Raw genomic sequence first — 14,356 nt, 5'->3', positions numbered from 1 at the left:
GCTTGAGTGCTGCCACTGCGGGCTTCGTGGTTCCTGTCGCGATTCCTGGCGTCATCATCGTCGTCATGCCAGCCCCGCGCGCTGCCGGGCGATTCGACGTTCCAGCCAACCGGCGAAGCGCGAGATCGCAAAACACAACACGAAGTAGAACGCCGCGAGCACGAGGAACGTCTGTAACGGTTTGGTCAGCGTAATCGTGTTGACCTGCGCCGCCGAATACGTCAGTTCGGGCACACCGATCACATAAGCGAGCGAGGTCGCCTTGATGATCGACACGAACTGATTGACGATCGACGGCAGCATGTTCGCGAGCGCCTGCGGCAACTGCACGTAGCGCATGCTTTGCAGCCACGACAGGCCGTTCGAGCGGGCGGCTTCCATCTGTCCGCGCGGCAGCCCTTCGAGACCGGCGCGCACGATCTGCGACAGAAACGCGCTTTCGTAGACGATGATCGCGCACACCGCGGTCGTGAAGGCCGACACCTCGGCGCCCACGAGCAGCGGCACCGCGAAGTACGCCCAGAAGATGATCATCAGCAGCGGTATGCCACGCACGAGCCGTGTCCAGATACCGGCGATGCGTCCCATCCAGCGCCAGGGGGAAACCTGCGCCAGACCGATCATCACCGAGATCGGAAATGACACTACCAGCCCCAACGCCGACAGGATCAGCGTGATGGCCACGCCACCGAGCGGGCCGTTGGGCCAGCTACCAACGAGGAACAGCGCGAGATAGTCGTGAAGAATCTCGTACATCGTCAGACTCCCGAGGGCGCCGTGCGGCGTTTGGCGAAGTGCTCGGAGAGCGCCATCAAGGCCAGCGTGCCGATCAGATAAAGAATCGTGGCCACGAGAAACACATCGAACGTGCGGAACGTCAGGTTATCGATCTGACGTGTGCGATACAGCAACTCATGCACGCCGATCGCCATCGCCAGCGAACTATTCTTGAAGAGCAGCAGCGACTGGTTGAGCAGCGCGGGCAGGGCGACGCGAATGCCTTGCGGCAGGATCACGTAGCGGAACGACTGCAAGTATGTGAGGCCAATGGACCATGCCGCTTCCTGCTGCGTGTGCGGAATCGCCCGCAGGCCCGAGCGCAGGTCCTCCGAGATGAACGCCCCGGCGTTGAGCGCGAGCGCCACCGTCGCGAAGAAGAACTCGGTGTTGCCCGCGTTGATCCAGTCGCGCATGCCTTCGGGCAGCAGTTGCGGCACGCCGAAGTACCACACGAGGATCTGCACCAGCACCGGCACGTTGCGGTGATACTCCACCACCACGATCACGAAGCCCTTGAAAAGCTTCACCGGCAGGGCGCGCAAGGTGGTGAGCACCACGCCCACCACGATGGCCAGCAACCCCGAGACCACGAACAGCTTGAGCGTGGTCAGTACCCCGTCGCGAAACAGCTTCAGGTAACCGTCTTCGAGCAGAAACGAGAGATCGAACATGGTGCGACGTCTCGCTCACTGCACCTTGATCGGCTCGACCTTGTAGTCGCGCGTGAACTTGTAGACCGACTTGCTGCCGAGCCACTTCTCGAAGCTGTCCTGCAAGCCGTTGGACTTGTCGTAGTCGACGAGAATCTTGTTCACCGCGTCGCGCAGGGCCGGTTCGCCCTTGTTCATCACCACACCCCAGCGCTCCTCGAACACAGGCTTGGTGAGCAGACGGTATTGCTGACCGCCCTTCGTTGCCGCTTCGTTGGCGAAGCGCGCAAGAATCAGCTGACCGGCGACCAGTCCTTCCACCTTGCCTTGTTGCAGTGCGAGGAACGCCGACGAAATGTCGTGGAAGGTGAGCAGGTTCGAATCGGGCAGACGGGTGACGGACACCGCCGCCGAACTCGATCCTTCCGACGCTGCGATCTTCTTGCCGGAGAGTTGTTCAAGGGTCTGCACCGGCGAATCGGCGCGCACCAGCACGCGGATCGGCGCGACGAAGTACTGGTCGCTGAAGTCGACCTGCGCGGCGCGCGCGGGCATCCAGGCAACGGCGGCGGCGAGCACGTCCACGCGACGGGTCTTGAGTTCCGGAATGCGGGCGTCGGTCGACAGCGCGCGATGCTCAAGCTTCACGCCGAGCCCTTTGGCGAGCGCCGAGCACACATCGACGTCGAAGCCGACGATCTTGCGCGTGGCGGCATCGGGGAAGGCGTAGGGTTCGCTGGCGTTTTGCGTGCCGCAAACGAGCGTGCCGCGTGCCTTGATGTCAGCCAGTTGATCGGCGTGCGCGATCCCCGTCATGGCGAGTGTCGCGAACAGCGCGGCTGCAAGGTGTCGTTGCCACATGATGCTGAGTCTCCTTGGGGGTTCGACCGAAGGGCGCATCGATTTACGGGAAAGCTAATGACGAAAATCGATTAGCGGGGACCAGTCAACGCTGGCTTGCACCCCCAGTCACATAAATATTGCTTGAGTGTCAGGCAGGTTATCCACCAAAATTGTCCAGAACAATTTAATTTTTATCTCAGAAACATTAACGTTCCTGAAGTATTGATTCGGACGATCATGCGAAATCTCGACATCGATCTGCTACGCACTTTCGTGGCGATTGCGCAGCATGAGACCTTTGCCGCGGCCGCCACGCGCGTGGGTCGCACGCAGTCGGCCATCACGCAGCAGATGCAGCGGCTCGAACAGGAAATGGGGTGCCCGCTATTTGAAAAGCAGGGGCGGCAGAAGACCATGACGGCCGACGGCGTGCGTCTGGTCGCCTACGCGAACAAGATCCTCGCGCTCAACGATCAGGCCGTGCAGGTCATGCAGACGCGCGGGCCGGCGGAGAAGTTGCGCATCGGGTCGCCGCACGACGTCGCCGAGTCGATCCTGCCGAGCATGCTGCGACGGCTCTCGAAACTCTCGGCGGAATTGCAGCTGGAAATCATCGTGGGCCGCAGTCCCCATTTGATGGACGCGCTACGCGACAACGAGCTCGATCTGGCGATCTCGACGCGGTACGACGAAGGGTTTCCCGGCATCAAGCTGCGCACATCGCCGATGGTGTGGATCTGTGCGGACGATTTCATTTTCAACTCGGCAGCCCCCGTGCCGCTCGTGATGGCTGACGAGCTGAGCCTGTTCCGACGTCTGTCCATCGAGCGGCTCAACGCTGCGGGCATTGCCTGGCGCACGAGCTTCATCTCGCCGACGCTCACCGGCATCAAGGCGGCCATCAGCGCCGGTCTCGGCGTGACCGCACGCACGACCGAACTGCTCGACGCGAACATGCGCGTGCTCTCCGAAGCGGACGGCCTGCCGCGTCTGCCCGACGTGGCGTTCTATCTCTACGTGCAACCCACGTGCACGAGTCAGGTACTGCGCGAGCTGTTCGAGTCGACGGAACACATTGCTACGCGCTTCGGACCACCGTTCCTCATGGGGGAGTGAGGCGCGCGCGCATGAAGCGCGTGCCGTCCGTCGCGCACAACGTCGACGCGACGGTATCGTGACGGTAACGTGACGACTCGGGTGGACGTCGTCGCCCGAGGCTTTCGTCGCGCTTTCGTTACGCTTTCGGCAATGAACCCGGCCGCAAGTACGCAACGGCATGCGCGACATACTCGGCCTTGCCCAGTTCGACACCATGCTGACGCAGGATGCTGTAAGCGATGTTGGTATGGAAGTAGAACTGCGCGAGCGCCCAGTCGCGAGCGTATTGCTCGCCCGTCATGTCGAAGATCACGCCGTTGGGCAGCGTGAGGGCGATGTCGATGTACTCACCAGCATCGAGCGCGTTGCCTGGCAGCGCTTCGAGAAACGCGATCGCATGGGCGAGACACGCCTTCGCCTCGTCGAACGTGCCCGGACGCTGTGCACTGTTCCAGCCTTCGCGCTGAATCGCCTGCGCGGCTTCCGGGATCGCTTCGCCGCGCAGCCGGTACACCGGCTCCATCGACAGATAACTCGCAAAGCGCGCCTGCGCGGCGAGCGGATACATGTCGGGCGCGAGACGCAACGTCATCAGGGCGTCCGGGTCCTTGCCCTGGGCTTTCTCGTAGGCAGCCGCTTTGTCGAGCCACGCCGAATGGCCGCGAAGCATTTGCAGGAACGTGGGGATGAGAAGCTCGGTCAGCGTCATGGGGGTCCCTCCGGTGGACTTTTTTGGTATGAGCGGCAAGCCGCGCCGCCGGAGCAGCTTATCGTGATCTCGCACGTTTCGCACGACAGTATTGCCTAACGATAGTGCTCGACCATGAAGTCGGGCGCGACGTGCTGGATCTGGAAGACGGGCATGCCCGCGTGGTCGGCGAACGCGAGGACCTTTCGTGTGTTGGCGAGTGCCTGCGCACCCTCCGGAATCGGCATGCGGCCGCCGCACACATCATTTGTGCGGCGGCCGCACGAATCGGGCGGAGCGAGGCCTCAGTCGATCACGCGTTGAAGGCGATGTGCGACAGTCCCTGATACGAAACGTACAACCCCACGAGAACGATCAGCGCACCGGAAACGTAAGGCGCTTTGCGAGCGAACTCGCCGAAACCGCGCCAGCGACGCGACACATGCCGCACGCTGAGCGCCGCCAGCGCGCCGGACGCCACCATCGTCATCGCCAGCCCAATGCTGAAGCACAGCACCAGCCCCGCGCCTAACGCGAAGCGCTTGAGTTGCAGACACAACAGCAGCACCGTGATCGATGCGGGACAGGGCACCAACCCACCGGTCAGGCCGAACATCACGATTTGTCCGGTGCTCACCTGACGACCTGTAAAGCGCCTCTCGATGTCACGCGCGTGGGCCCGTTCGTGGGCGTCCTGATAGTCGTTGGCCGATGCGATGGTGCTCGCGGGAGCGTTCGATGTCCCTTGCGACGGACGAACGTGATCGTGGTGACTATCGTGAGCGTGATCGGTCGATTGACCCTGCGCGCGATGGACGTCGCGACGGTGTTCGGTGCCGGTGCTATGGCTATGGTCGTGGTCGTGGTCGTGAGGATGATCCGTGTGTCCGGCCTCATGTGCTTTTGCACGCACGTTATCGCGCCACGTGCGCCAGAGCATCCACCCGGCGATCACGAGAATCATCACGCCGGACGCCGCCTGAAAGTGCGCCTCCGTCGCGTCCGCATTCCAGTTTCGCCCGAAGTACAAACCCGCCATGGCGACGAGCCACACCACGGCCGTGTGCGACACCGTGGCCGACAGCCCGAGCAATACCGCCTGCCCGATGGTGCCCCGCACGGCGACGATGAACGCCGCCATCATCGTCTTGGAATGCCCCGGCTCAAGCCCGTGCAACGCACCGAGCAGGATCGCGCTGGGAATGAACAGCCAGGCATTGCCTTGCTGGAGAAGGGTGGAGAACTCGGTCATGGCACATCGCTCGATAAAGAAACGTCGTTCGCGCAATATACTCCCCCTCAGTATATTCGTGTTAGCATTTTTTCCATCTAATTCGTGACAGACAGGAGCGCGACCGGCCGTGCACACGATTCGGGACAAGAACAAACTGCTCGCACGCGTGCGTCGCATTCAGGGGCAGACGCAGGCGTTGGAGCGTCAGTTGAGTGAGGAGGGCGACTGCGTCGAGATCCTTCAGCAGATCGCTGCCATTCGCGGCGCGATCAACGGGCTGATGGGCGCGGTCATCGAGGGCCATCTGGTCGATCACGTCATCAACGAGCCCGACCAGGCGCAGCGTGATGCCGAACTGGCGCCCTTGCTTCACGTCATCAAGGCTTACCTGAAATGAGTGAAATGCGCGACGTCATGCATCAGGAACCGCTGCTTTGCTTTGAAGGGCTCACCCGGCGCTTCGACGATTTCGTGCTCTTCGAGCGTCTCGGCCTGCGCGCCGGCACCGGTTGCTTCGCGTTGCGCGACGAAGGCGGCGGCGGCAAGACCACGCTGCTCGGCATGCTTGCGGGTACGGTCGAAGCCGGTGGCGGCAAGGTGTGGATCGACGGCCATTCGATGCAGAGTGCACCCGAGGCGGCGAAGGCCGCCCTCGCGGTCGTGCCATTCGATTGCCTGACTGAGCCGTCGCAAACGGGACGGGGTTTCCTTGAGCAGCGCGCGGAACAGCGTCGCACGACGGTCAGCGCCGAAGTGCTGGACCTGGCGGAACGCTTCAGTCTGATGCCGCACATGGAGAAGCGCTTCGACCAGATGTCGACGGGTACGCGCCGCAAGTTCTATCTGACGGCCACGCTGTTTGGCTCGCCTCGCGTGATTCTCGCCGACGAACCGAGCGGCGGCCTCGACGGACCGTCACGCGCCGTACTCATCGATCTATTCAAGACGTTTGGCAAAGACCGGTGCGTGCTTTTCTCCACGCACGACGACGAACTTGCCGAGGGCTGTCAAGCGACGACCCTCGGCTTTCCCGATCTGACGAACTTTCGTGCGGACTGACCGGCGTGTTGGAACTTCGCCGCTCACTTGTTGAGCAGGTGCCTGCTCACGACTCCAACATGCCGTGTTCCTTGATACCGTCTATGACGCGATGCAATGCGCTCAATCGCGCGACCTCGTCGTACGTTTTTTGGGGCACCGTTTTCCTCAAATACGGCTGCACAGTGGTGTTTTCGGTAAATCGATCAAACCACACTCCCGTTTCGTCATTCACCGGACTGAATATCCAATTCACGGTGAGTTTTCGATCTTTCGCCGGTCCTCGTGATTCAGCAGCAAGAACGATTCCGGCACGGCAATGCTTTGTTTTTCGCTAACGGCGTTGCGAACTTCATCCCACAAATCACTCTTCGCGTTTTCCATCTCCCACGTTTCTGCTGTGAAAACCATTCCGTATTTGTCTATTCGCTTTATGAGGTAAACACGTTTGTCGTAAAACCGATCATCATCCTTATCCAATTTTTCGGTCGCCGCACGCGTTGCCTGCGATATCGACCCTTTCAGATATGGTTTTACGTCTTCATTCGCAGTGAGGCGATTAAAGTACCCGTCGATCCTCAGCTTGTCCATTTTGAATACTTCGTCAACGGCACGCTTGACGATCAGCCGTTTCTCAGACGCCGACAGTGTGTGAAAAGACGCTGGCGTTTCTGCGTCGTGCTCTCGTTTATATCCGATACAGACTGCCGCCCATAAGTCTTTGGCGGCCTTGTCTACGTTGCCGGAAGTCATCTGGAAACGCAGCGTTGTCGCAGCAACAGGCCCGCTACTCGTAGGTGGGTTCACCATGGAATCAGCGGCGCCGTGCGCAACCGAGTGCAGGTCATTGCCCATTTGCGTCGAATCCGTTCGTGTGCTTTCGGACTCACCTCGCAAGGTAGCAGTCTGCGCCGCACTCGCCACGTTCGTGTTGGAAGAAATCTGGCTCTCCATAATCCATCTCCTTCAAATTCCGTTGATCGGAGTTCCAGATTGGCACCGATGGCGCGGCGCACTTGCGCTTTTCAACCCGCCGCTTTGGTACCGTGCATCAACGGGATCGCACTTGGGACGTTCGCAGCGCAACCGCATGGGGAATGGTCTCGACGGGTAAAGTTCGCTGCGTGTTTGTCTCGCCGCGCGGCGACGAACTCGCCGAGGGCTGTCAGGCGATGGCCCTCGGCTTTCCAGGTTTATTGGCGGCATGCGAAAACCAGCGTAAGCGCGCAGTCAACAGTCGCTGTCTACCGTGTCAAACATCTCCTTGACCCGCCCTCGAACATCCGCCGGAAAATTTCTCAACCACGCAACGGTGGGAATGTCTCGGAATTCGTCCTTGTTGCCCGACACGGTGGCATTTCGGAACGCCATGTAAGCCCCGTACCGAATTGACATCTCAAGACGATTGATATTCGTCAAAAGTTCAAATGCAATATTTTCTCGAAAACACCCTCGCTGGCTTGCATACGTGCCTACCAGCTTATCGAAGCCTGGTCCATCCTCGCTCTTATGAAGTGCTGCCCATTCCGTGTACGCGGAATCGGGCAATGGCTCACCAGCCGCATAAGTAGAAATCGAAGACGCCGTCGAGGCGACTTTCGCCTTGTCGAGATCACCTGTCATTGGGTGCGCCGACTGCGGTGACGCAGGATCCTGAGAGCTAATGTGAAGCGGAGCAGAGGCTCCGGATGTCGGAGAAACGTTCATGATGATGGCTCCTATATTGGACGATGTCACCCGTGAATCATGTCCAGGCGATCGACGATTTCCTTGATGCGTGTCCGGGTATCGTAGTGTTCATGAAACTTCAACTTATCCATTATGTAGTTGTAGTTCCAGGTGGTTAGCGTTCCCTTCATATAGCTCGGAAAATCCGGGTTGCCATCGAGGGACTTGAGGCGTGGTTCAATTTGTATTTTGTTGATGCCCGGAAGCTTGCCGACGGCGTCCTGAACAACGGACTTTTTTTGACTCTCCGACAGCTTCCAGAATGAAGCTGGCGTTTTCGCTGCGCTATTAAACGTCATCCCATCAGTCGTAGCCTGCCAGATATCGTCTTTGGCTTGATCGACAATGTTGCTGTAGGTTTTCGCGACCATCCCGTAGTTCTTCATCCGCAGTTCGACATAATGACGAGCCTTTCCGGGAATCTTCGCCAACACGGCAAGAATCTTGTCATGATCCGCCTTTGAAACTGTTCTCTTGAGATATAGCCTTACATCTGCGTTCGCAGTAAAACGGTTGAACCGATTTTCCGCCTCCTCATCGACAGGCGTGAACACCCAGTTGACCGTCAACTGGACAACTTGCTTCTTCCCTTCTTCATCCAGCGCCAGAAACGAAGCGGGCGTGGTCATGTCCTCTTGGGCAGCCACACCATTGCGAACGGCCTGCCATACCTCTTGCTTCACTTTTTCGACCGTCACCGCCCAATCCGGACCACTTGCCGCGTGCGCAGCGACATTGTTAAGCAATACAGCACGGGCACGCCCATCCCCCAACGGCGCTGAGTCGGGATGCGCTTGAGCGACGGTATCCAGGTCGGTTGTCAGTTCGGAGGCACTCAACCTGCGCGCTTCCGACTCGACTTGAACCGCAGGCGGCGGAGCACTTGTCGTCACGTTGTTTTTTGAAACCGATTCCATAACCCATCTCCTTCAAATTCCGTTGATCGGAGTTCCAGATTGGCACCGATAGCGCGGCGCACTTGCGCTTTTCTACTCACCGGTTTGGTACCGTGCATCAACGGGATCGCACTTGGGACATTCGCAACGCAGCCGCATGGGGAATGGTCTCGATGGGTCGTGAATCTCCTCCGGCAACGCCTGTGCCATCATCCGTCTATCGTTTCAAAACGGGAGACGGTCATGAACGGCAAATGGTTTTCGAAGTTCTCGAGCTACCTTTCCACGCTGACCGGACGACCGGTGTCGTTCGTGCTCGCAGTCGTACTGGTGCTGATCTGGGCGCTGACCGGGCCGCTGTTCGGTTACAGCGACACATGGCAACTGGTCATCAACACCTCGACCACCATCGTCACCTTCCTGATGGTCTTCCTCATCCAGAACACGCAGAACCGCGACACGGCGGCCATGCACATCAAACTCGACGAGCTGATTCGTGCCATGGAAGGCGCGCACAACGCGTTGCTCGATCTGGAAGAGCTCGACGAGAAGGAACTCGTCCGCTTTCGCAAACGATATGAGGCGCTCGCGGGCCAGGCCCGTCTCGCGCTGCGGCAGGGCAATCCCGATACCGATTCGCCATTCATCGACGAGGGCAACGACGAAGGCGATGGCCATGACCATGGCAAGGACGACACGCAATCGTCCCAGTTTCACGCACCGAAATCGGATCCTCGCGACCATTGAGTCCGGTTGAGGCAGACAGGGGCCTGCGTTGAAGCGCAACACACTCGCATTGATCTGCGCTCACTAAAGTTACCGCTGCGTTGAGCCGTAAGCGCAGAGAGTAAGGACGCAATGGCATCCATGTTTCGCTGCAACGGCGCTGGCAGTCCGGCCCGGGCAGTCGCCCCCTGTCAACGGCCCGCTCGCGGGCCTACCGATGAAAGCCCATGAAAGTCACTTCGTTGCGAACCCGGATTCTGCTCATCACCTCTTTGACGGTGATCGGCGCGCTGATCCTCTCAGGCATTACGACTTACGTGGTCGTGCGCGACAGCATGATGTCCAGCATCGAGCACACCCTCTCCGCCGTGGCCAACGGTAGCGCCGCCACCATCGAGCGCTGGTCCGCCGACAAGGCGCAGGCCGTCGTCGCCACGTCGCAAGTCGTCGAGAAGGGCGATCCGGCCGGTCTGGTGAAGCTCATGGGAAAGACCAACGACTTCCCGATCACGAGCATCGGCTGGTCGGACAAGACGTTCTTCTCCACCGCTCCCACACCGCCGGATTACGATCCGACCGCCCGTCCCTGGTACAAGAGCGCGGTGGCCGCCGGCAAGCTGACCGTCACCAAGCCGTACGGCGATTCGTCGACGGGCATTCCTTACGTGGCCTTTACCGCACCGCTCGTGCGCGACGGACAAACCACCGGCGCCATCAGCGGCGCCGTGGCGCTCACGGGCGTGCAGGACATCATCAAGGCCGTGCACCCCACGCCGTCGAGCCTCGCGCTCGTGGTGTCGAGCGACGGACAGGTGATCGCACACCCCGACAGCAAGTACTCGCTCAAGCCGTCCACGGATGTGTCCGCCACGCTCACGGCCGATTCGCTGGCCAGCATCGCCGCCGACGGCGCCAAGCCCGTCTCGATGGAATTCTCCGGCGCCACCAAGCTGCTGGGGGCCAAGCGTATTCCGGGCACCGACTGGTATCTGGTGGTCGCCCTCGACCGGGCCGAAGCCACCGCCGGGCTCACACATGTGCTGACGGCCACCGTCGTCACGCTGGTGGTGCTCACGCTGGCTGCGCTGCTGATTGCGTCGATCTTCACCTCGCGAGCCTTCAAGCGCCTGTCGATGGTGCGCGACGCCATGGACACTATCGGTTCGGGCGACGGCGACATGACGCAGCGTCTGGACGTCTCGGGTCACGACGAAGTCGCGCAAATCTCGCAATCGTTCAACGCCTTCGTCGACAAGATCAGCAACGTGATGCTGGACGTGCGCACCGGGGTCTCGTCGATGACCTCGGCCACCAGCGAGATCGAGATGGGCAATCGCGATCTGTCGCAACGCACGGAGGCATCGGCCGGGTCGTTGCAGGAGACGTCGTCGGCCCTTACGGAGCTGACCTCCAGCGTCAAGCAGACGGCCGACACTGCCGAGCACGCGACGCGTCTGGCGAACGAGGCGAGCGCGGCTGCCGCGCGCGGCGGTCAGGTCGTGACCGACGCCGTGGGCACCATGGGCGCGATCACGCAATCGTCGGAGCGCATCACCGAGATCATCAGCGTGATCGACGGCATTGCCTTCCAGACCAACATTCTGGCGCTCAATGCCGCGGTGGAAGCCGCCCGCGCGGGCGAGCAGGGTCGTGGCTTCGCCGTGGTGGCCGGCGAGGTGCGCACGCTGGCGCAACGCAGCGCAGCGGCGGCGCAGGAGATCAAGGCGCTGATCGAGACGTCGGTGCAGAACGTGAAGAGCGGTACCGAGCGGGTGCAGGCGGCGGGCACGACGATGAACGAGATCGTCGACGGCATCACGCGCGTGCAGCGTCTGGTGAGCGAGATTCACGGGGCGATGACCGAACAGAGCGCGGGCATCAGCCAGATCGACCGGACGGTGTCGGAGATGGATCAGGCAACGCAGCAGAACGCGGCGCTGGTGGAGGAGTCGGCAGCCGCGTCGGCCATGCTCAGCGAACAGGCCCGCATGCTGGCGGAGACGGTGGCGCGCTTCCGTCTGCGGGAATCGGGGGAAAGCCACGGCTTTGGCGGCATGCATGCGCCGTCGCTGTCGCTGGTCGGCGGTTCGCAACGGCTCGCCGCCTGAGCTGAGCGCCACCACCACAAACGTCGGCTCGCGTCAGGCGAGCGCGCGCGATATATACGATGAAGACGGGGTCGTTTCGTGAGCGAAGCATTCACAAAACCTAAATTTCCCGTTACAATCGCGCTCCCTTGCAGGACAAAGCCGACGTGGTGAAATTGGTAGACACGCTATCTTGAGGGGGTAGTGGCGAAAGCTGTGCGAGTTCGAGTCTCGCCGTCGGCACCAAGGTTTCAGAAGGCAGAAGATCGAAAGGTCTTCTGCCTTTTTCGTTTACGGTGCGCCTCGTTCTTGGCGAACGGCGTACCGGCGAATAACGTTCCGGCGCATGCCGACCCGCGCTCGTACACCGATCTCATCGCAGCATGTCGGCTTCACGCAGCAGCCGCTGCACCACCGGCCACTGCTCCCGCGCGAACATGCCCAGCCCGATACGTTTCCAGTTGCGCCTGACGACGGCGCGGCCCTCGGGCCCATCCGTGAGCAGGCACTCCAGCGCCAGCGGCCGCAGCCTCGCATCCAGACGGCCGAAGTAGAAGATCAGCAGATGGAACAGCGCATAACGGGGATGAAGCGGGTGAGGCTGATGCGCGCCGGATAGCTTCGCCTGCCATCGCGCGACGAATACCCGCCACTCCAGTGTGCCGCCGCCGCGCCGGACCGCCTGACGCCAATGCGCCACGATGTCCTCGGACGCTTCCTCCGCGACGCCCAGGAATTCCGACTGAAACCGGAATGCCGTGTCAGGGTCCGGTGTCACGCACGGGAACGGCAGTTGTGCCGGCGGTTCGGGAATGTTGACGACCCCCTCGATATCCTGCGCAACCTCGGGCGTCGCACTCGCGCGCGACGCCTCCTCCATATCGGACGGCGGCACAAGACTGATATCCGGAATCGACGACGGCAACATGAGCGCATCTCCGCAGCAGTGAGCTGCCTAGGACCAATGAATTGCCCAAGATGCCACGCAAAGGGTGCCGCGCTTTGCGTTTCAGCAAGCCGGCTTCGTCATTCCGGGGAACGTCGGGAATCGGCATAGAAAAAAGCGCAGGAAAGGACGCAAAACGTCCCCACCTGCGCCTGTTGCGTTGCGCGCGCCGGACCCGTTGAACCCGACAAATCAGTCGAACTTGCGCCCGCGTGTCTCCGGCATCTTCAGATAGACGGCCAGCGAGATCGCCGCGCAGATCGTCACATACCAGTAGAAATACGACTCGTGGCCGCTCGCCTTGAAGCGCAGCGCGACGAATTCCGTCGTGCCGCCGAGGATCGCCGTCGTGAGGGCATAGGGGAAACCCACGGCCAGCGCGCGAATACGCGGCGGGAACAGCTCGGTCTTGGCGAGCATGTGCACCGACGTGAAGCCCGAGAGCATCACGAGACCGGCGAACGACAGCGCGAATGCCACCAGCGGATCCTTGGTGTGACTGAGCGCGGTGAAAAGCGGCACGGAGAAGAGCGTGGTGCTCACACCGAAGATCATCAGCACCTTGCGGCGGCCGATCACGTCCGAGAGCAGCCCGAACAGCGGTTGCAGCGGCATGTACAGCAACAACGCGAGCGTGGAGACGAACGTCGACGACTCCTTCGACAGCCCGACCGAATTCACCAGAAACTTCTGCATGTAGACGGTGAACGTGTAGAACGCCACGGTGCCGCCGATGGTGATGCCGATGGCCAGCACGATCTGACGCCAGTGCGCGAAGACTTCGCGCGCAATCGACGTCTCACGCTTCTTCGCGCTGTCGACGAACGCCTCGCTCTCCGTCACGTTGCGACGCATGTACAGCGCGAACAGCGCCAGCACGCCGCCGAGCACGAACGGGATACGCCATCCCCAATGCTCGATCTGTTCGGCCGTGAGCAGCCAGCGCTGCATCACGAGCATCAGGCCCAGCGCAACGAGTTGCCCCGCCACCACGCTCACTTGCAGGAAGCCGAGGAAGAAGCCCTTGCGGTTCTCGGGCGCGACTTCGCTCAGATAGGTCGCGCTCGTGCCGTACTCGCCGCCCATCGACAGGCCTTGCAGCAAACGCGCCGCGATCAGCACGATCGGCGCGAAGATACCGATGGTCGCGTAGCCGGGCGTGAGCGCGATCATCATCGAGCCGACACTCATCGCCAGCACCGACCCCGTGAGCGCCGCCTTGCGGCCACGACGGTCGGCGTACAGGCCGATCAGCCAGCTGCCCAGCGGACGCGCCACATAGCCGACCGCCGCAATCGCAGCCGTGTTCATCAACTGGACGGTCGGGTTGTCGCCCGGGAAAAACGCCTTCGCGAAGTAGATCGAGAAGATGCTGTACGCGAGAAAGTCGTACCACTCGATCAGGTTGCCCGCGAGACCGCCCACGATGGAGCCGATCTTGACGGGCGCGCGCGTGGCGGTAGCGGTGCTCGAAATGTTGGGGGTGGTCGGTGCCGTCCAGGTGGGGGATTGACGTGCAGCTAGGGAATCCGAGGGGGGCGTCACAATCTGTCTCCAATACTTGTTGTTTGATGCCGTAATGCAGTGTTGCTGTACTGCGGCGAAGCGGTGCTGGCGGTAACGCCGGCAACGCGCTTGTCAT

Annotated in this window: 15 protein-coding genes, 1 tRNA gene and 1 pseudogene; 6 read left to right on the top strand and 11 right to left on the bottom strand. The window is 61.2% G+C overall.

Annotation, left to right across the window (positions count from 1 at the left end; genetic code table 11):
* Nucleotides 1-63: 63 nt before the first annotated feature.
* Genes C5N93_RS19615 through C5N93_RS19605 form a run of 3 tightly spaced genes read right to left on the bottom strand, consistent with a single transcriptional unit; the run spans nucleotide 64 to nucleotide 2,291 of the window.
* A complete protein-coding gene (locus C5N93_RS19615) occupies nucleotides 64-756 on the bottom strand; it encodes an amino acid ABC transporter permease (protein WP_242560567.1) in 693 nt (230 codons plus the stop codon).
* Between the two features lie 2 nt (nucleotides 757-758).
* Complete coding sequence (locus tag C5N93_RS19610) at nucleotides 759-1,451, bottom strand: amino acid ABC transporter permease (RefSeq protein ID WP_069340487.1); 693 nt, start codon at nucleotides 1,449-1,451, stop codon at nucleotides 759-761.
* 15 nt (nucleotides 1,452-1,466) lie between these two features.
* The gene (locus C5N93_RS19605) at nucleotides 1,467-2,291 is read right to left on the bottom strand and encodes a transporter substrate-binding domain-containing protein (RefSeq protein WP_150720658.1); all 825 of its coding nucleotides are present in this window, start codon (nucleotides 2,289-2,291) and stop codon (nucleotides 1,467-1,469) included.
* 219 nt (nucleotides 2,292-2,510) lie between these two features.
* On the opposite strand from C5N93_RS19605, the gene C5N93_RS19600 reads away from it, so the two are divergent.
* Complete coding sequence (locus tag C5N93_RS19600) at nucleotides 2,511-3,389, top strand: LysR substrate-binding domain-containing protein (RefSeq protein ID WP_242560566.1); 879 nt, start codon at nucleotides 2,511-2,513, stop codon at nucleotides 3,387-3,389.
* 118 nt (nucleotides 3,390-3,507) lie between these two features.
* Here the strand turns inward: C5N93_RS19600 and C5N93_RS19595 are convergent, their stop codons facing one another.
* The 3 genes and pseudogenes from C5N93_RS19595 to C5N93_RS19585 all read right to left on the bottom strand — a co-directional run bounded on the left by C5N93_RS19595 (nucleotide 3,508) and on the right by C5N93_RS19585 (nucleotide 5,311).
* Nucleotides 3,508-4,080 (bottom strand): DUF1993 domain-containing protein, encoded by a 573-nt coding sequence (locus C5N93_RS19595; RefSeq protein ID WP_242560565.1) that lies wholly within the window; start codon nucleotides 4,078-4,080, stop codon nucleotides 3,508-3,510.
* Between the two features lie 128 nt (nucleotides 4,081-4,208).
* Nucleotides 4,209-4,313, bottom strand: a pseudogene (locus C5N93_RS19590) (cysteine hydrolase); the annotation flags it as partial.
* Between the two features lie 59 nt (nucleotides 4,314-4,372).
* Nucleotides 4,373-5,311 carry a nickel/cobalt efflux protein RcnA gene (locus C5N93_RS19585; protein WP_242560564.1) on the bottom strand — a complete coding sequence of 313 codons (939 nt, stop codon included), beginning with the start codon at nucleotides 5,309-5,311 and terminating at the stop codon, nucleotides 4,373-4,375.
* 109 nt (nucleotides 5,312-5,420) lie between these two features.
* Between C5N93_RS19585 and C5N93_RS19580 the strand changes: the two genes are divergently transcribed.
* Together C5N93_RS19580 and C5N93_RS19575 are read left to right on the top strand one after the other, a co-directional pair.
* Complete coding sequence (locus C5N93_RS19580; protein ID WP_069344710.1) at nucleotides 5,421-5,690, top strand: metal/formaldehyde-sensitive transcriptional repressor; 270 nt, start codon at nucleotides 5,421-5,423, stop codon at nucleotides 5,688-5,690.
* Entirely contained in the window at nucleotides 5,687-6,352 is a 666-nt protein-coding gene (locus C5N93_RS19575; protein ID WP_347403316.1) for an ATP-binding cassette domain-containing protein, read from the top strand. Before C5N93_RS19580 ends, C5N93_RS19575 begins: the two co-directional genes overlap by 4 nt.
* A gap of 231 nt (nucleotides 6,353-6,583) precedes the next feature.
* Here the strand turns inward: C5N93_RS19575 and C5N93_RS19570 are convergent, their stop codons facing one another.
* The 3 genes from C5N93_RS19570 to C5N93_RS19560 form a co-directional block, all read right to left on the bottom strand.
* Nucleotides 6,584-7,285, bottom strand: coding sequence for a hypothetical protein (locus tag C5N93_RS19570; RefSeq protein WP_242560563.1), 702 nt, complete (start codon nucleotides 7,283-7,285; stop codon nucleotides 6,584-6,586).
* Between the two features lie 276 nt (nucleotides 7,286-7,561).
* Nucleotides 7,562-8,038, bottom strand: a complete 477-nt coding sequence (locus C5N93_RS19565; RefSeq protein WP_242560562.1) for a hypothetical protein — start codon at nucleotides 8,036-8,038, stop codon at nucleotides 7,562-7,564.
* Nucleotides 8,039-8,064: 26 nt separating this feature from the next.
* The gene (locus C5N93_RS19560) at nucleotides 8,065-8,976 is read right to left on the bottom strand and encodes a hypothetical protein (RefSeq protein WP_242560561.1); all 912 of its coding nucleotides are present in this window, start codon (nucleotides 8,974-8,976) and stop codon (nucleotides 8,065-8,067) included.
* A gap of 222 nt (nucleotides 8,977-9,198) precedes the next feature.
* On the opposite strand from C5N93_RS19560, the gene C5N93_RS19555 reads away from it, so the two are divergent.
* The 3 genes from C5N93_RS19555 (at nucleotide 9,199) to C5N93_RS19545 (ending at nucleotide 12,014) form a co-directional block, all read left to right on the top strand.
* Entirely contained in the window at nucleotides 9,199-9,702 is a 504-nt protein-coding gene (locus C5N93_RS19555) for a low affinity iron permease family protein (RefSeq protein ID WP_242560560.1), read from the top strand.
* Between the two features lie 206 nt (nucleotides 9,703-9,908).
* On the top strand, nucleotides 9,909-11,789 hold the full coding sequence (locus tag C5N93_RS19550; protein WP_242560559.1) for a methyl-accepting chemotaxis protein: 1,881 nt from the start codon (nucleotides 9,909-9,911) through the stop codon (nucleotides 11,787-11,789).
* A 140-nt stretch (nucleotides 11,790-11,929) separates the two neighbouring features.
* Nucleotides 11,930-12,014 (top strand) — tRNA-Leu (locus tag C5N93_RS19545).
* Between the two features lie 127 nt (nucleotides 12,015-12,141).
* Here C5N93_RS19545 and C5N93_RS19540 read toward each other — a convergent pair.
* Nucleotides 12,142-12,696, bottom strand: coding sequence for a hypothetical protein (locus tag C5N93_RS19540; RefSeq protein WP_242560558.1), 555 nt, complete (start codon nucleotides 12,694-12,696; stop codon nucleotides 12,142-12,144).
* A 210-nt stretch (nucleotides 12,697-12,906) separates the two neighbouring features.
* On the bottom strand, nucleotides 12,907-14,190 hold the full coding sequence (locus C5N93_RS19535) for an MFS transporter (RefSeq protein ID WP_242560921.1): 1,284 nt from the start codon (nucleotides 14,188-14,190) through the stop codon (nucleotides 12,907-12,909).
* Between the last annotated feature and the right edge of the window lie 166 nt (nucleotides 14,191-14,356).

The organism is Pandoraea sp. LA3 (assembly GCF_022696215.1).
GTDB classification, from domain to species: domain Bacteria; phylum Pseudomonadota; class Gammaproteobacteria; order Burkholderiales; family Burkholderiaceae; genus Pandoraea; species Pandoraea capi.
This window is presented reverse-complemented; position numbering and strand designations above follow the sequence as displayed.